This window comes from Nocardia sp. CC213A (assembly GCF_030766805.1).
In the GTDB taxonomy this organism is placed as follows: Bacteria; Actinomycetota; Actinomycetes; order Mycobacteriales; family Mycobacteriaceae; genus Nocardia; species Nocardia otitidiscaviarum.
Window position 1 is genome coordinate 188,391 of the sequence record NZ_JASFXA010000005.1, and the last position, 16,897, is coordinate 205,287.

The 16,897-nt window shown below is 69.5% G+C and carries 16 protein-coding genes; 7 read left to right on the top strand and 9 right to left on the bottom strand.

Annotated features, from left to right (window positions below; translation table 11 throughout):
• Positions 1 to 3 precede the first annotated feature (3 nt).
• On the bottom strand, positions 4 to 966 hold the full coding sequence (gene ligD / locus QJS31_RS11660; protein ID WP_306356674.1) for a non-homologous end-joining DNA ligase: 963 nt from the start codon (positions 964 to 966) through the stop codon (positions 4 to 6).
• 159 nt (positions 967 to 1,125) lie between these two features.
• Here ligD and QJS31_RS11665 point away from each other — a divergent pair, with 159 nt between their 5' ends.
• The 3 genes from QJS31_RS11665 to QJS31_RS11675 are packed head-to-tail and all read left to right on the top strand — an operon-like array spanning position 1,126 to position 4,804.
• Positions 1,126 to 1,740, top strand: coding sequence for a TetR/AcrR family transcriptional regulator (locus QJS31_RS11665; protein ID WP_306356675.1), 615 nt, complete (start codon positions 1,126 to 1,128; stop codon positions 1,738 to 1,740).
• A complete protein-coding gene (locus tag QJS31_RS11670; RefSeq protein WP_306356676.1) occupies positions 1,706 to 2,452 on the top strand; it encodes an ABC transporter ATP-binding protein in 747 nt (248 codons plus the stop codon). Before QJS31_RS11665 ends, QJS31_RS11670 begins: the two co-directional genes overlap by 35 nt.
• 6 nt (positions 2,453 to 2,458) lie before the next feature.
• Positions 2,459 to 4,804, top strand: a complete 2,346-nt coding sequence (locus tag QJS31_RS11675) for an FtsX-like permease family protein (protein WP_306356677.1) — start codon at positions 2,459 to 2,461, stop codon at positions 4,802 to 4,804.
• Positions 4,805 to 4,809: 5 nt separating this feature from the next.
• Here QJS31_RS11675 and QJS31_RS11680 read toward each other — a convergent pair whose 3' ends face one another.
• Both QJS31_RS11680 and QJS31_RS11685 read right to left on the bottom strand, forming a co-directional pair.
• Positions 4,810 to 5,292, bottom strand: a complete 483-nt coding sequence (locus QJS31_RS11680; RefSeq protein WP_282785517.1) for a GtrA family protein — start codon at positions 5,290 to 5,292, stop codon at positions 4,810 to 4,812.
• Between the two features lie 77 nt (positions 5,293 to 5,369).
• Complete coding sequence (locus tag QJS31_RS11685) at positions 5,370 to 6,611, bottom strand: cytochrome P450 (protein ID WP_306356678.1); 1,242 nt, start codon at positions 6,609 to 6,611, stop codon at positions 5,370 to 5,372.
• Between the two features lie 263 nt (positions 6,612 to 6,874).
• Here QJS31_RS11685 and QJS31_RS11690 point away from each other — a divergent pair, with 263 nt between their 5' ends.
• A complete protein-coding gene (locus QJS31_RS11690; protein WP_282785519.1) occupies positions 6,875 to 7,342 on the top strand; it encodes a hypothetical protein in 468 nt (155 codons plus the stop codon).
• A gap of 19 nt (positions 7,343 to 7,361) precedes the next feature.
• Here QJS31_RS11690 and QJS31_RS11695 read toward each other — a convergent pair whose 3' ends face one another.
• Entirely contained in the window at positions 7,362 to 7,976 is a 615-nt protein-coding gene (locus QJS31_RS11695) for a cutinase family protein (RefSeq protein ID WP_143981646.1), read from the bottom strand.
• 265 nt (positions 7,977 to 8,241) lie between these two features.
• Between QJS31_RS11695 and QJS31_RS11700 the strand changes: the two genes are divergently transcribed.
• On the top strand, positions 8,242 to 8,625 hold the full coding sequence (locus tag QJS31_RS11700; protein ID WP_306356679.1) for a hypothetical protein: 384 nt from the start codon (positions 8,242 to 8,244) through the stop codon (positions 8,623 to 8,625).
• A 7-nt stretch (positions 8,626 to 8,632) separates the two neighbouring features.
• On the opposite strand, the gene QJS31_RS11705 is transcribed toward QJS31_RS11700, so the two are convergent.
• The 3 genes from QJS31_RS11705 to QJS31_RS11715 all read right to left on the bottom strand — a co-directional run bounded on the left by QJS31_RS11705 (position 8,633) and on the right by QJS31_RS11715 (position 12,316).
• Positions 8,633 to 9,934, bottom strand: a complete 1,302-nt coding sequence (locus QJS31_RS11705) for a TerD family protein (RefSeq protein WP_282785521.1) — start codon at positions 9,932 to 9,934, stop codon at positions 8,633 to 8,635.
• 104 nt (positions 9,935 to 10,038) lie between these two features.
• On the bottom strand, positions 10,039 to 11,703 hold the full coding sequence (locus QJS31_RS11710; protein WP_306356680.1) for a bifunctional 3'-5' exonuclease/DNA polymerase: 1,665 nt from the start codon (positions 11,701 to 11,703) through the stop codon (positions 10,039 to 10,041).
• Between the two features lie 73 nt (positions 11,704 to 11,776).
• Positions 11,777 to 12,316, bottom strand: a complete 540-nt coding sequence (locus QJS31_RS11715; protein ID WP_282786179.1) for a hypothetical protein — start codon at positions 12,314 to 12,316, stop codon at positions 11,777 to 11,779.
• A gap of 168 nt (positions 12,317 to 12,484) precedes the next feature.
• On the opposite strand from QJS31_RS11715, the gene QJS31_RS11720 reads away from it, so the two are divergent.
• Positions 12,485 to 13,381, top strand: a complete 897-nt coding sequence (locus QJS31_RS11720; RefSeq protein WP_306356681.1) for an alpha/beta fold hydrolase — start codon at positions 12,485 to 12,487, stop codon at positions 13,379 to 13,381.
• A gap of 19 nt (positions 13,382 to 13,400) precedes the next feature.
• Here QJS31_RS11720 and QJS31_RS11725 read toward each other — a convergent pair whose 3' ends face one another.
• Positions 13,401 to 14,687 carry a hypothetical protein gene (locus tag QJS31_RS11725; protein ID WP_306356682.1) on the bottom strand — a complete coding sequence of 429 codons (1,287 nt, stop codon included), beginning with the start codon at positions 14,685 to 14,687 and terminating at the stop codon, positions 13,401 to 13,403.
• Between the two features lie 235 nt (positions 14,688 to 14,922).
• On the opposite strand from QJS31_RS11725, the gene QJS31_RS11730 reads away from it, so the two are divergent.
• Positions 14,923 to 15,819, top strand: a complete 897-nt coding sequence (locus QJS31_RS11730; RefSeq protein ID WP_282785162.1) for an enoyl-CoA hydratase-related protein — start codon at positions 14,923 to 14,925, stop codon at positions 15,817 to 15,819.
• A 581-nt stretch (positions 15,820 to 16,400) separates the two neighbouring features.
• On the opposite strand, the gene QJS31_RS11735 is transcribed toward QJS31_RS11730, so the two are convergent.
• Positions 16,401 to 16,889: a hypothetical protein gene (locus QJS31_RS11735; protein WP_282785161.1), complete on the bottom strand. Its 489-nt coding sequence runs from the start codon at positions 16,887 to 16,889 to the stop codon at positions 16,401 to 16,403.
• Between the last annotated feature and the right edge of the window lie 8 nt (positions 16,890 to 16,897).

The following is a 16,897-nucleotide window of genomic DNA, read 5'->3' on the forward strand; positions in this document are numbered from 1 at the left end:
GGCTCAGCCGTCGGCGTCCTCGTCGAGGTCCACCTCGACCCGGTCGCGGTCGGCCCACTCCAGCAGCGGCGCGATATCGAAGACCGCCTCGTCCATACCGGCGTGCAGATCGCCCAGTTCCGCGTAGCGGGCGGGCACCGTGGCCATGGTGAAATCGCGCGGATCGAGCTCCGGGATCTCCGCCCAGAGGACCGGCGTGGAGACCGTCGCCGCCGCCACGCCGCGCACCGAATACGCGGCCGCGATGGTGTGGTCGCGCGCGTTCTGGTTGTAGTCGACGAACAGCATGGCCGGGTCGCGATCGCGCCGCCACCACGCGGTGGTCACATCGTCGGGGGCGCGGCGTTCCACCTCCCGCGCGAAGGCGAGCGCGGCCCGGCGCACCTCCTGGAATCCGTAGCGCGGCTCGATGCGCACGTAGACGTGCAATCCCTTGCCGCCGGAGGTCTTCGGCCAGCCGACCGCGCTGAGTTCGTCGAGTATCTCGTGCACGACACCGGCCACCCGGCGCACCCGCGACCACGGACAGTCCGGCATGGGATCCAGGTCGATCCGCCATTCGTCGGGCAGTTCGGTGTCGAAGCGCCGGGAGTTCCAGGGATGGAACTCGACGGTCGACATCTGCACCGCCCAGATCACGTCGGCCAGCTTCTCGACGCACAGTTCGTCGGCGCTGCGGCCGTAGCGCGGAAAGTACAGCCGCACGGTGGGAATCCAATCCGGGGCGCCGCCCGGCAGCCGTTTCTGGTGCACCTTTCCGCCCGGCAGGCCCTTGGGAAAGCGGTGCAGCATGCACGGCCGGTCCCGCAGCGCGTTGACGATGCCGTCGCCCACGCTCAGGTAGTACCGCACCAGGTCGAGCTTGGTCGCGCCGGTCTCGGGGAAGTACACCCGATCCGGATTCGATACGCGCACCGTGTGCGCGCCCACCGTCAACTCCACGGCGGGTGTCGACTTGCTGGCCACCGTCCGACCATAACGGGCGAATCGCCCCGCCGCGTGCCGTAACACGGCCGCTCGGCATTCCGGCGCGACGATCGGGTATTTCCCGGACGACACGGGGATGTGGTAATTTGGGCGAACGCCCAAGGCAAACGACCAAACTCGACAACGTCTCGGGGATACATGGCAACGGCGATCGAACAGGGCCGGCAGACGCGCGCTCGGCTGATGACGGCCGCGGTGGAACTGATCGTCGAACGCGGCTGGGGCGCGGTGACCACCCGGATGGTGGCCGACCGCGCGGGCGTACGCCCCGGCCTGGTGCACTACCACTTCCCGTCGGTCACCGATCTGCTGATCGAATCGGCCCTGGACGTGGCCCGCGCCGAATACGACGGCGTGATGGCACGATTGGCCGAGGCGGACGGCCCGGCGGGGATGCGGCGCGTGCTCGCCGCGGTCGGCACGTATTCGGCGACCGATCCCTCGATGGTGGCCCTGAGCGAGATGATGCTGGCCGCCACCCGGCACCCGCGCCTGCGCGACGAACTCGGCCGCTTCGTCGCGCAGGCCCGCGCCGGGCTCACGAACTGGTTCCGCACCCAGCCCGGCACCGGCGATCCGGAAGCCACCGCCGCCGTGGTGCTGGCGCTGCTCGACGGCCTGGTGCTGCACCGCCTGATCGACCCCACGCTGGCCGCCGTGGATCTGACGGGTCCGCTGCTGCGCGCCGCGGGACTCACCGACGACGAGGGGACTTCCCATGTCCGACAACACGACAGCGCACCCGACGACTGATGCTCGGCGCGGCGGCATCCGTCTGCGCGGGGTCGGCAAGACCTACGGCAGCGGCGAGGCCGCCGTACACGCCCTGACCGATGTCGACCTCGACATCGCACCCGGCGAACTGGTGGCGGTGCTCGGGGCCAGCGGCTCCGGCAAGACCACCCTGCTCAATATCGCGGGCGGAATCGAGACCGCCGATACCGGCACCATCGAGGTTGCCGGACAGGACATCTCGCGACACCACCCCGCCTCGCTGGGCGAATTCCGGCGCGACCACATCGGATTCGTGTTCCAGTTCTTCAACCTCATCCCGAGCCTCACCGCCCGCGAGAACGTCGAAGTCATCATCGAACTGACCGGGCGCGGCGACCGCCGTGCGGTTCCGGATCTGCTGGCGTCGGTCGGACTGGGCGAGCGCGCCGACCACTTCCCGGCGCAGCTGTCGGGCGGACAGCAGCAGCGGGTGTCGGTCGCCCGCGCCCTGGCCACCGATCCGGACCTGCTGCTGGCCGACGAGCCTACGGGCGCACTGGATGTCGCCACCGGCCGCGAGGTGCTGGCGGTCCTACAGCAGACCAGCCGAGCGGGCCGCGGCGTGGTCATGGTGACGCACAACGAGGCCGCCGCCGCCATCGCGGACCGGATCGTGCGCATGCGGGACGGGCGGGTGGTCGCCAGCGACCCCAATCCCGAGCCCGCCGACGCCGCGACGATTCGGTGGTGACCGCTCATGCTGCGACATCCGGTGCTGTTCAAAAAGATTCGTCGCGAGTTGCGGCGGCGGCCCGCGCAGGTCGTCGCCATCGCCATCACGGTGCTGCTGGGCGTGCTGCTGTTCATCGCCAGCTACGACTCGTTCCGCAACCTGGAAACCTCCTACAACCACACCTACGACCGGCTGCACCTGGCCGATTACACCGCCAGCGGGGGTGATCCGGAGGCGCTGGCGGCGGCCGTACGCGGCCTGGACGGCGTCGACCGGGTGATGGTCCGCACCCAGGCCGACGTGCCGTTCACCATCGGCGACACCAAACTGCTCGGCCGCGTCACCGGCTTGGCCGCACCCGGCGCACCGGCGGTCGACGAGATCGACCTGACCAGCGGCACCCTGCCGAACCCCGACCGTCCCGAGGTGGTCATCGAACACCACGCCGCCGACACCTTCGGGCTCGCTGCGGGCGACAGCTTCCGGATCTTCGACGGCGACTCCTGGCAGTCGGTCACCGTCAGCGGAGTCGCCCGCTCGGCGGAATACCTGTGGCCCGCCCGCAGCCGCCAGGAGGTGCTGGCCGATCCGCACTCGTTCGCCGTCGCCTTCGCACCGCAATCCCGGGCCCTCGCCCTGACCGGACAGCCGGGCCCGAACCAGGTCCTGGTGGAGATGTCGGACTCCGCGACCGAGGCCGAGCGGGACCGGGTCACCGCCGCACTGCGTGCGGCCGGGGCCACGGCGATCGAACCGCAATCCGAGCAGCCCTCCAATGCCGCTCTGCGCGAAGATCTTTCCGGCTTCTCCAGCATCGCTGTCGGCTTTCCCGCGCTGTTCCTGACCGCCGCCGCCATCGCGGAGTACATCCTCGTCACCCGGCTGGTGCAGACCGAGCGCCCGATCATCGGCACCATGCTGGCCATGGGCGCGCGGCGGCGCACCGTCGTCGGCCACTACGTCACCTACGGCGTCGCCATCACGGTCGCGGGCGCGGTGCTCGGCGTGCTCGGCGGATTCGTGGCCACCTCGGCGGTGACCTCGGCCTACACCTCCACCATCGGCATTCCGGACACCGTGGTCGAGCACCGGATCGGCACGGCCGCCATCGGATTGGCGCTGGGGTTGCTGGCCGGGCTGCTCGCGGCGCTCGCACCCGCCGTCGCGGCGGCGCGCACCGCACCCGCGCAGGCCATGCGCGGTGACGGCGGCGTGCCCACGCGTCCGGGGGCGGTCGCGCGACTGTCGGCCCGATGGACCCGGATACCCGTGGTCGTCCGGATGGCCGTGCGCTCCATGGCGCGTGGCCGCCGCCGCACCCTGGCCACCATGACCGGCACCGTGCTGGCGCTGGTACTGATCCTGACCTCCGTCGGGATGATCACCAGCATGCGCAATGTGCTGCACCTGCAATTCGATGTCATCGAATTGCAGGACGCCACCGTACTGGTGGACGGCCGCGACCCGCGGCTGGCGGACGAACTGGCGGCAGTACCCGGCGTCGTCGCGGTGGAGGCTGGCAGCGTCACGCCGGTAACGCTGTCGGCCCACGGGAATTCGTACTCGACCGCACTCAACGGTCTGCCGCCCGACACCACCATGCACGGCTTCCGCACCGCCGCGGGTGCTCCCGGCCTGCCCGCCGACGGCCTGGTCGCCGGGAGCGCGCTCGCCGACCGCCTGGACGTCGCGGTGGGCGACACCCTCACCGTCACACCGGCTTTCGGCGCACCACAGGATATCCGGCTGGCCGGGCTGGTCGACGAGCCGCTGGGCACCTTCGCCTATGCCGGCACCGACACCGCGGAACGGATCGGTGGCACCGGCATGCAGGGGTATCTGCTGCGCTTCGCCCCCGACGCCGATCGCGACGCGGTGCGCGCGGCCGTCACCGGCATGCCCGGCGTCACGGCCTATACCGACACCCACGCCCTGCAAGCCCAGTTCGACCAATTCCTGGGCCTGTTCTGGATTTTCGTCATCGTCATGCTGGTCCTGGGTGCCGTGCTGGCCTTCACCGTCATCTACGTGACCATGACGGTCAGCTTCACCGAGCGCACCACCGAACTCGCCACCCTGCGCGCCACCGGCGTCCCCGCCCGCCGCATCACCGCCATGCTCGCCCTGGAGAATCTGGCCGCCACGGCCCTCGCCGTCCCCCTCGGCCTGGCCGCCGGTCTGCTGTCCGCCCGGGCCTTCCTGAACTCCTTCGACAGCGACATGTTCGATATCGAACTCGCCATGGGCTGGACGGCTCCGCTGCTCGCGATCGCGGCGGTGCTGGCCGCGTCGGCACTGTCCCAGCTACCGGGCACCCGCATGGTGCGCGGCATCGACGTCGCGCGCGTCGTGCGCGAACGCGCCCAGTAGCCGCGTCACCGGCGAAAGACCAACCAGCGCATGCAGGCGTACAGGTAGAGGCCCTCGCCGAGGCCGCCGACCATGCGGGCCAGGTGGTATTCCACGCCGAGGGCCGCCAGACCGCTGGTCACGCCCAGGATGAAGACCAGATAGTTCACCGTGACCACCACGATGTAGACGGCCAGCTGGGGGCCGACGGGGGCGTGCGAGGAGAAGTTGAGCACCCGGTTCAACAAGAAGCTGGTGGCGAACGCCGTAACGTACCCGAGGGTGACCGAGATCGGCAGCGGCAGGCCCCAGCCCGTGTGCAGGGCGGTGATCAGCAGCAGGTCGAGGGTGAAGGTGCAGGCGCTCACCAGCAGGTAGCCGACGAAGGTCGGGGGCACCACGCGGGCCAGCCCGAACGGCAGGCGGGCGGCCACACCCCAGCTCACCCGGTGAAACCACCGCACCGGGGCCGAGTCGCTGGGCCGCGCCGCCGGGATGTCGATCCGCACCCGTTCACGGTGTCAGCGGCAGGTGGCGACCGGGTGATCACGAGGCCAACAGCGGTTGTGCGCTCGGTGGTGCCCGACTACCAGGGCTCCGGCAGCGGCGGGGCGGGCGTGAAGGTGACCGGGAGAGCGGTCAGGGCGCGGTGGAACGGGCCGGGCCGCCAGGACAGTTCATCCGACGGCACCGCCAAGCGGATGTCCGGGAGGGCGTCGAGGAGCTGGTCGATGGCCTCCTGGGCGATCAGGTACGCCAGCGAGCTGGCGGGGCAGGCGTGCGGACCCGCACCGAAGGCCAGATGGGAGCGGTTGCCCGCGAGCTGCCCGGAGCGGATCTCCGGATCGGTGTTGCAGGCCGCCATGCTGATGACGACCGGCTGATGCGCGGGCAGCCAGACATTGTCGAGTACAACGGGCTGCCGCGGAAAGCTGATGCAGAAGTTGGCCATCGGCGGATCGTCGAACAGCACCTCGTCCAGGGCGTCGCGGGTGGACAGACTGCCGCCGAGCACGTCCCCGCCGAATCGGCCGTCGAGCAGAATCAGCAAGAGCGCGTTGACGATCAGATTCTGCTGCGGCTCGATGCCCGCGCCGTAGAGCGTGGCCAGTTGATGCACCATCTCGATATCGCTGAGGTCGGCGGGGTGGCGCAGCAGCCGGGTGGTGATGTCGTCGCCGGGCTGCGCCCGCTTCTGCCGGGCCAGGCGCGACAGGGCGTCCACGAGCATGCCGTTGCCGCGGTCCGCGCCGATGCCCTCGAAGATGGCGCGCAGACCCTCGGCCGCCTGTGCGGCGATATCGACCGGACAGCCGAGCAGATGGTTGAGCACGTCGAATGCCAGCGGGAAGGCATAGTCGCGCACCAGATCCGCCGCACCCGCCACGCAGATCTCATTGATGAGCGGTACCGCGATCTGCTCCACGATGCCCGGCAGCGCGAACTGGTCGATACCGGCCAGGCCCGCTGTATTGGCCTGCCGGTAGCGCGCGTGCGCGACACCGGCATTGCGCAGGGCATTGGGCCGCCACTGCATCATCGGCAGTACCGGACAGTCGGCGGGCACGCGCTCCTGCCATATCCGCGGATCGGCCGGAAAACGGTCCGGATCATTGAAAATCCGCACCGCCGTGCGATATCCGAGCACCAGGGTGGCGGGTATGCCCGGGGCCAATTCGACGGGCGCCATCGCCCCGAACTGCTGTCGCATCTCCCGGTAGGCCCGATGCGGGTCGGCGGCGAATTCCGGAGCGTATAGCGGTACACGCGGGCCGACCACCTCGAACGGCGCGGTATGCGACGGATGGACGGGCAGCGAATCTGACATCGACAAGTGGCTCCCTGTGGCGCACGACACCTCACTGCTGCCGAACACCGCATATCCTGGACGCGGACCGGGGCCACCCTACCGACGCGGTTGCCCGAATGTGCCGAAATCGGCGAGGATTTTTCGTGCAAGCCCCCTAGGCGGAAAACCCGCCTTTCCGCCGTATAGTGATAGTTTCTGGCTATGGTCGAACGGGCCTGATATCCACTGCGCATCACAGGGAGAAGCCGGTGTGCACGGCTGCGAAGGTTGCCGCCGCACGAATGTGCGGAGTAATTCTCGGACTCGTCGTCTGCGTGTTCGGCGCGGGCGCGGCCCACGCCGAGCGCGCGCCCGGCCCGATACTGGTCGGGGACACCGCGTATTTCGCCATGGGCGGGTGGCACTGTTCGATCCGCTCGACCGGCGCCGTGGGCTGTGACCTGGAGGTTCCGGCCGCGTCGATGAACGTGCTCTTCGCCGGTATGCAGATTCCGCTGCCCCATGTGCCCGCCATCGTCATCGATTCCGTCATGTGGCCCGCGCATCCCCAATGGAACTCCCATGGCAGTCATACGCTGCCCGGCGGGAATCCGCCGCTGCCGCGACTCGCGGCGGTGAACTTTCACGACCCGAGGATGTCGGTCACCCATGCCGGGGCGACCTGCCAAATCACTTTCACGGGTGCGGCCGTGTGCACCTCGATGGGGCATGGATTCAGTCAATGGGGACCGGTGCCGCATGGCTACTGATCCCCATGACCGCTACCGATTACCGGTACCAGACGCCGGAATCCCAAGGGCCGTAATTCCACACGTTGAAATCGTAACGACTGTGCGCGCCACCGAAGAGGTAGCCCCACCAACCCGCGGAGGTATCGCAGATCTGGTCGTCACGGTTGCACACCGTCAGCACCGGGAAGCCGCCGAACCAATCGTCGACACCGGCCAGCGGATATCCGACGATGCCGCTGCCGGGAGTCGACGACAATCCGCCCCACCCGGGGCCGGGAGCCCGTTTCGGATCGGACAGCAGAATGGCATTGGCATTGCCGACATCCTGATGCGCGGTGACCCAGGCGTGCAGGATGCCCGCGCCCTCGCTGTGTCCGATGAGCCGGATGTGGTCACCCGGGCACTGATTGCGATGCGACCAGAACAGCCGGTCGAGTTCGTTCAACCCCGACATCGGGTCGAGCGAGTTGTAACCGACGGGCTGATTCACGAACGGGACGAACACCGACGATGTGTTGTCCCCGAGGCCGCCGATTCCGATGGCCCAGTCGCCGCCGCAGGGATCGGCGTGCGCGGTCGGGCTCATCGGGTGTGCGATGGAAAGGAAAAATGCCAGCAGTAATGCGGCGAAGAGCGCCGTTGCTCTACGCATGGTCGTAACTTTCTGAAATTGTCAGGTCTCCGGGTCCGGCCCGGCTTCAGCCCCGGGTACCCGGAAATTGCTGGTGTTCTTGATTCCTGGCACAACGGTTACACAGGCCGCGCGCTCCGATGCCATTACGCGATGTCGCGGGCCGTCGGCCCCATCCGGGTCCGGACTTGCCGGACATTTTCCGGGCCGGGCTCCCTGGCGCGGACCGCGCCGCGCGAGGACACTGAGGGCGTAGCGCCGAATTCGTCCCCCAGGAGTAGATGCGATGGCGAACAACGGGCCCTTCGGGGTCGATCCGGAAGACTTCGAACGCGCCCTGCGGGAGGCGGGCATCGAAATCCGCGACCTGCTCGACAAGGCGTCGGAGTACCTCGACCGCACCAGCGCGAATCCGCTGACATCCCTGCTGGGCCAGTTCGTCGCGCCACAGCGGCACCGGCCGCCGCAGCCGGAGGGCGAGACCACCGGCGAGACCGGCAGCGGAGTGTGGGCCATCTACACCATCGAGGAAGACGGCGGGGCACGGGTGGACCAGGTGTTCCCCAATGAACTCGAGGCCCTGCGCGCGCACCGCGACAACACCGACGCTCGCCGCCGGGTGCGCTTCCTGCCCTACGGGGTGCCCGCCAGCGTGCTCGACACCCCGTGATGGTCGTTCAGTCCTTGCCGCGTCCGGCCCGGATGTCGAAGCCCCAGTTGTAGAGTCGGGCGATCTCGGCGACACCCGCCCCCGGCTGCCCGGCCGGCGGGCGGATGAAGGCGCACTCGCGACGGACCACCAGTTCGCCGTTCATGTTCTCGATGACCGCGAGGACCGCGTCGCGGGAATCGTCGACGCAGCCGTCCAAGGTCATCTCGATCGGGGCGCTGTTGACCGGGTACAGGGTCGCGGTCGCCTGCACGCCCCGAAAATCCCTGGCGCCCTCGTAGATCGAGGTGAACACCAGGATGCGGCGGAAGAATTTGGTGAAATCCAGGTTGATGTCGAGGTTTTCACCGGTGGCGCTGGAACCGGTGCGGTCGTCCTGGTCAAGTCGGATGAACGGCGGGTTGTGCAGGTCGCCGAAGCGTCGGTCCAGCGCGCGCACGGAACCGATCGCGCCGTTGATCAATTCGTAGAAGCAGCACAGATCCAGGTCCAGGCTGTTGCGTTTGCGGCCGAACAGGCCAGCGCCACGGGCGGTGGTCCAGTTCAGGTTGACCCGCATGGTGCCGCCGGTGACACCCGATTTGGTGAGCGAGACGCTGGGGGCTTCCTTGGTCAGGGATATTTTGGTCAGGTTGACCGGAACCGGTGGCGGGGTGTGTTGGCGTGGGGGCGGCGCGAACTGCTGCTGGGGCGGCGGCGTGGGCTGATGGGGCGCGGGCGGCGGTGGCACGTACTGCTGCGGAGGCTGCGGCGGTGTGTGCCGCTGCGGCGTATGCGGCGGCGCGGGGGCGGGTTCGTCATCGACGGAGATGCCGAAATCCGTTGCCAATCCCGCCAATCCGGAGTCGTACCCCTGTCCGACCGCCCGGAATTTCCAGGCACCCTGCCGCCGGTACAGCTCACCGAGTACGAAGGCGGTCTCGGTGGTGGCGTCCGCGCTGTCGAAACGCGCCAGTTCCGCGCCGTTCGCGGCATCGAGCACCCGCACGTACAGGCCGCGGAACTGCCGGAAGGTCCCGCCGGTCGTGGAAGCCGCGAGCACGATGGTCTCGATCTGCGGCTCGACCTGCGCCAGCCGCACCGACAGCACATCCAGCACCGTCGGCCCCTGCTGCTTGCCCTCGTGCCGAACCGCCCCGGACGGGTGCGCGGGCTGGTTGTAGAACACGAAATCGGCGTCGGAGCGGACCTTTCCGCCCACCAGCAGCAGCGCTGACGCGTCGGCATCCGGAACACCCTGGCCCGCTTGCCATCCCAGTTCGACCCGCACCGTGTTCGCCGGGACCGCTACATTGGCCCCCTTCATCATCCCCACGGCAGTCAACATATACGATCCGGCCGCCCATCGCCCCCGGCACCGTGGAGTACCACCGACGCGACGCCGGCCGTCGCCCACGAGGAGGTCCCTCCCCCTCATTTGGCGTCGCCGTAGCACTCCACCACCGCCGTGGTGAACGGAAAGCGCACCGGGGTGCGGCCGAACGCGATCCGGCCCGCGGTGTCCGCCGCCTCGGTGATCGCCGTGGCGACCGTCGCCGCCTCCTCCTCCGGACAGTGCACGATCACCTCGTCGTGCTGGAAGAAGACCAGTTCCGCGCGCAGCCCCGCGCGGTGCATGCTGTGCCGCAGACCCGCGAGGACGAGCAGCGTCCAGTCGGCGGCACTGCCCTGCACGACGAAATTGCGGGTGAAGCGGCCGCGGGCGCGGGCGGCGGCGCTACCGCCGTATCCGCCGGACCGGTCCCGCTCGGCGTCGGTCTCGTGGTCGATGGCGGCGGCGGGCGGGCAGGTGCGGCCGAGCCAGGTGCGCACCAGGCGGCCCTCCACACCGGCATGGGCCGCATTGTCGACGTACGCCATGGCGGCCGGATAGCGGCGGCGGAGTTCGGCGATATGGGTGAGGGCGTCCCCGGAGGTCTGGCCGTAGAGCGCGCCCAGCATGGCGAGTTTCGCCTGGGCGCGGTCGCCGCCGAAGGCGCGGGCCGCCAGATCCGCGTACATGTCCTCGTCGCGACCGGCCACCTCCATCAGTCCCGGATCGCGCGAGATCGCGGCGAGCACCCGCGGTTCCATCTGATCCACGTCGGCGACCACCAGCCGCCAGCCCGGATCGGCGCGGATGGCGGGCCGGATCACCTTCGGAATCTGCAGCGCACCACCGCCATTGGTGGTCCAGCGACCGGTCACCGTGCCGCCGGGCAGATATTCGGGCCGGAAGCGGCCGTCACGCACCCACTGGTCGATCCAGGACCAGCCGTGCGCGGTGTACAGGCGATACAGCGATTTGTAGGCCAGTAGCGGCGCGACCGCCGGATGGTCGATCTCCTGGAGCTCCCATTTCCTGGTGGAGGACAGTGAGATTCCGGCACGGCCGAAGGCCCGGATGATGTCCTGGGGCAGGTCCGGCCGGACCCGCGCGCCGAAGGCCCGCGACACGGCATCGGCCAGCTCGGCCATGCGCCGCGGTTCCGTCCCGCCCGAGATGCGTTCGCCCAGCATCGAATCGAGTAGTTCACGGTGGATATCGGCCCGCCACGGTATGCCCGCGCGGGACATCTCCGCGGCCACCAGCATGCCCGCCGATTCGGCGGCGAGCAGCAGCCACATCCGTTCCGGGTGCTCGGTCCGCGCCACCCGGGCCACCTGCCCCGCGTAGACCTCCAGCAACGCCGTCAACTCGTCGGCGCCGGGCGGGAGCGGCACCGGACCCGAGTCGAACAGGGTGGGCTCGGTGTCGGCGGCGCGGGCGGGCGCGTCCGGCGGCACCGGCAGCCCGTGCAACCGCGCCCAGGCGGCCGCCAGGGAGCGCGCCTGACCCGACTGCCCCTCCTCGTGCCCGATCAGCACCGCCTCGGCGGCCTCCACGTCGTAGCAGCGTTCGACACGCACGCCCGCAGCGAGCAGACGCCGATAGATCTCGCCGGTGGATCGCCATACCCAGCGCTGTACCTCCGGGCGCGAGCGCACCGCATCGGCCAGTGCGGGCTCGTGTACCACCGGACCCGCGGGTCGGCCATCCGGACCCAGCGGACACAGACGCGCCCCGCCGTCACCGGACTCCGCCACCGCCCATCGCATGGTCAGAGTCTCGCACCGGGCACGGACATCCTTCACCCGTCCACCGTGGGGACGGGCTCGGCGGCGCGTCGGTTCAGAGCACCTTCACGCTGAGCACCTGGTAGCTGCCGCCGCGATAGCCGCCCATGATGCAGCCGGTGACGGCCGCCGGACTCACCTCCGGAGGCGCGGTCACGACCTGCAGCATCTTGCCCGACCCCAGGCCGCCGACGATCTTCAGATGATTGGTCGCCTGCTGACCAAGCGTCCACTCCCAGGAGCCGATCACATGGCTGTTCACTCCGTTGTCCCAGATGACGAGCAGATCGGCACGTCCACCGCGACTGCCGTAACAGGTCGCGGCCGGTTCGAACGTGGTGCCGATGATGGTTCCGACACCGATATCGTCGGGAGCCCCGTAGCAGCCCACCAGGTGGCCGCCGACATTGCTGGCCACCGGTGCCTGGGAGCTGCCCGTGATCCCCGGTCCGTTCGCCTGCCAGGCGATCGAGCCCGCCGTGCAGCCGCCGCTGTCGAGTTCCGGCTGGGCCGATGCGATGCCGCCGGCGCACACCCCGGCGACCGAGAAACCCGCCGCGAGCGCGGCGATGAGCGAACCTCGAAGAGTCGACATGTCCCACACCTCTCTGGAGATCATCGTTGATCGAACAAGAGCGGCTTCAACATCGTCTGATTCGAGATTAGGCAGCGACGATCCGGCGCGCAATCGGGGTACGGGTAGTGCGATCCCAATTGATGTGACACGCTGTTACGTCAATACCGTGAGCACGAGGAGGTGCACATGTCGACCGCCGCCGACCCATCCGCACGCGACCAGGACGACAGCCCGCGCCGCATCACCGCCTTCCACCGCGACGGCCTGACCTTTCCCGTCACCGATTCCGGTCCGCTCGACGGCGACCCGGTCCTGCTGCTGCACGGCTGGCCGCAGGACTCCCGCAGCTGGGACGCGGTGGCCGCCGCCCTGAATCGGCATGGCTACCGCACCTTCTCGCCGAACATGCGCGGCGCCAGCCCCACCGCCGCACCCCGCTGGCGCTGGTCCTATCGACTCGACGAACTGGCCCGGGACGTGCTGACCATGGCCGACGCGATCGGACGGCCGGTGCACGTGGTCGGCCACGACTGGGGCGCGGCCGCCGCCTGGGCCGCAGCCACCGACGGGCAACACCGAATGCGTTCTCTCACCGCCCTTTCCGTCCCGCACCCGACCGCTTTCCTGCGCGCCATGCTCACCAGCCGCCAAGCCCTGGCCTCCTGGTACATGTACGTCTTCCAGCTCCCCCTGCTCCCGGAACTGATGGTCCGCACCCCCCTGTTCCGCCGCATGCTGGAACGCACCGGCCAACCGGCCGATGTCGCCCGGCGCGACGGAAACCGCCTGCGCGACAGGACAATCGCCCGCGGCGGCCTGCACTGGTACCGCGGCATGCCCTTCTCCGCCCCCGGCCGCCTCCGCGCCCGCGTCACCATCCCCACCCTCCAGGTCTGGAGCGACGGCGACACCGCCGTCCTAGCCACCGGCCCGAAACTGTCGAGCCGCTACGTGGACGGCCCCTTCCGCCTCGAGGTGCTGCCCGGGGTCTCCCATTGGATTCCCGATGAGGCACCCGAGGCCGTGACTCGGCTGCTGGTCGAGCATTTCGAGGCGAACAGGAGCGGCGACGACTCACCGTAGGCCGGGACCGGTCACTGCCTCATGACACGCTGTCACGACGCGCCAGCCAGACCGCACACGCCGTACACGCGGCCGCGACGATCAGGCCGGGGACGACCAGACCCGGACGCGGGACGAACGGCGGCGGTGGCGTAACCGCCCAAGCGATGAGGGTATGCGACGACTCCGCCACGGTCCCCGACGGCGGGTAGACATCCGGCCGGTACGCCCAGTCGGTCACCGTGGGAATCGACTCCGCGTCTGCTCGCGACGACAGTTCACGCGCCGTCAGCGCTGCCAGCATCGGCAGCACGGACCAGCCCGCGAGCAGTGCGGGTTCCGCGGGTAGGACGGACGCACCGGCCATCGCGATGGCGAACAGCACCAGCGCACCGGCGCCGAGCCGCACCCAACCGAGGTCGGAGAGCTGGGACAGCGCGGCGCCCACGGCCGCCACGGCGCATACTCCGATCGCGAGCGCCGGTCGCCCCACCCGCCAGCCAGCGGTGAGGCCGACGACCACCGCGGCGCAGCCCACGGCGAGCCCGGCGGCCGACGGCCCCCGATCCCATCCGGGATCGACGACCACCAAAGCCGCCGCGGCCGTCATGACCGCCAGCGCCACGGCCGACCGCCCCGACAGCCACCGGGTACCCGCCACGCACACCGCCACCGCCAGCGCGGCCGCCGCCCACGGCAGCCATCCCGTTCCGGCCCACCACCGCACGACCAGTAGCGCCGCGACCGCCAGTCCGACGCCTACCGCCACCGACGGACCCGAAACCTGCGGTTCGACGCGTTCACCACGCCACCACCACATCGCCGCCAGCAACGCACCGACCAGCACGAGCGCCACCAGCAACTGCCACGACTGTCCGTTCGCACCCACCGCCGACGGAAAATCGCGGTACCGATAGCGTTCGGAATCGACGAGATTGTCCACCTGGTAACCCAGCACCACGGCCGCTATCAGGGCACCGAAGAACCAGATCCGCGCCGACCCGAGCACTACCGCCGGCACGATCAGCGCCCCGAGCCCCGCCCCGAACGCGATCGGAAACTCGTCCCACTCGTCCGGAGCCGGCAACGCCGCCACGGCGCACAGCACGGCTACCCCGCCCAGCCCCGTCCCGAACACCACCGCGTACCGGACCCGCCCCCACCCGAACAACCACACGGCCACCAGCGCGGTCAGGGCACAGACCACGGCCGCGGTAATCGCAGCACTCCCCTGACCGCCCGCGACCGATCTCCACCCGGCACCCACCGTGCGCTGCACGCCGTACCCCGCCCAGGCACCGCACAGCACACCGATAACGGCCGCCACCACTCGTCCCCCGTAAGGCACAATCCCTCATCTCGACTACGTCTCGCGAACCCTCACGCTGCTGTGACGATCCCACTGCACCGCGTCAGCAATTCAACGGCTAACCAGTCCGCAACACGATATCCAACGCCGTGCACCGTGGGCAGGAGCGAACGACTCATCCGGGCATCCGACGCGCGGCGTCGAGCGGAACCCACGACCACGTATTGACCCCGCCGTGACGGATTGAGAATCTTTGAGCTTCATCTACTCACCTACGGCGGGAGAACTCGATATGGCCGACGACGGCCGACGCTTCGGCGGCGAGACGACGTATTCGACGATCACCTATGCGGTCGAGGAGGCCGTCGCGACCATTACGCTCGCCCGCCCGCACGCCCGCAACGGCTTCACGCTCACCATGGCCGATGAGCTGGGCGCGGCGCTGACGGCTGCGGACCGAGACGATGCGGTGCGGGTGGTCGTTCTCACCGCGGAGGGTGAATACTTCTGCGTCGGAATGGATTTCGCCGAGCCGTCGATCGGCGACCACAGCGCGCCGGACTGGGACGAGCCGGCTACGCGGGTGGTGCGGCCCATGACGAATTCGAACAAGCCGGTGATCGTGGCGTTCCCGGGTCCGGCGGTGGGCGTCGGCATCTCCATGACGCTCGCCGCGGACTTCCGACTGGCCAGCGAGAACGCTCGATTCGGCTTCGTCTTCGCCCGCCGCGGCCTCTTCCCCGAGGGCGGCTCGACCTGGTTCCTGCCGCAACTGGTCGGCCTGGCCAAAGCCAAGGAGTGGATGCTCACCGGCCGCGTCTTCAGCGCCCAGGAGGCGCACGCCGCCGGCCTGGTCACCAGCGTGCACTCCCCCGACGACCTCCTGCCCGCCGCCTACGCACTCGCCCGAGAACTGGCCGTCGCCATCGCTCCGAACTCCGCCGCCGTCATCCGCCGGGCCCTGGTGGCCATGGCCGCCCACGGCAGCCCCGAAGCGGCCTTCGACCTCGACAAGAAGACGATCCCGCACGCCTCCACCAGTCCCGATCTGGCCGAAGGCATCTCCTCCTTCCTGGAGAAGCGCCCACCCCGATTCACCGGGGTCGCCGCCACCGACCTACCGGACCTGGCCGCCTGGTTGGACCGGTAGCGCGGCCCACTGAGCACGTCACCTGCGCACATCCACCCATGCCGAGTGGGATGGGGAATGGGTGGATCGGCCGATGTGCGACGGGGCGGTGCACCCATAGCGTCGACGGCGACGATTTCGCACGCCTGGCGACAGCGGCGTATCCGACGGGTCGCACCGATGACTGCGTCCACGCGTTGCAGCGCGCCTACCAGCTGAATCTGGATTCGGGCGATCGGCTGGAGGCGGTCCGCTCCGCATTCTGGCTGGCACAGACCCTGTTGTTCACCGGGGAGTCCGTAATCGGGGGCGGTTGGGTGACCAGAGCGCGGCGGCTGCTGGCGGAGGTGCCGGACGATGTGGTCGAGGACGGCTACGTCCTGGTCGCGGAGATGTTCCGCCATCGCTTCGCGGGCGAGTTCGCCGCCGCCCGATGCGCCGACGAGGTCACCGACTACGGACACCGCTTCGCCGAACCGGACCTGACCGCGATGGGACTGTGGCCAGGGCAGATTGGCCCTGTACTCCGGTCGCGTTCGAGAGGGCTGGCGCTGCTGGAAGAGGCGATGATCTGCATTACCACCGGCGGCGTGTCGACGATGTTAGTCGGCCACATCTATTGCGCGATGATCGAGGCGTGCCAAGAGATCTCGGACTTCGGCCGGGCCGAGACGTGGACGCTCGCATTGACCACCTGGTGTGCCGATCAGCCCGGCCTGGTGATGTTCACCGGCCAGTGCGCCGTGCACCGCGGCCAACTGATGCGCATGCACGGCGCCTACGACGAGGCCGACCACGCCTATCACGACGCGCTGGCGTGCGGCCACGAGCCGCAGCCCGGACTGGCGCTGCCCTGGCTGGCCCGCGGCCGACAAGCGGCCGCACTCGGTGCCGCCCGACGCCTGCTCACCGAAGCGGACGATCCGGTACATCGGTCCCGCGGGCGCGCTGAGCCACGACGTCATCCACGGCCTCGGTGCGATATCGGCATGTGGATGGGGACGCAGTGCCCGGACAACGCGTACGCCATGGATGACGCCACCGAGTTCCACTGGATGGTGCGACCGGATGAGAAAGCAGGAATCGGCCACGACGCAAC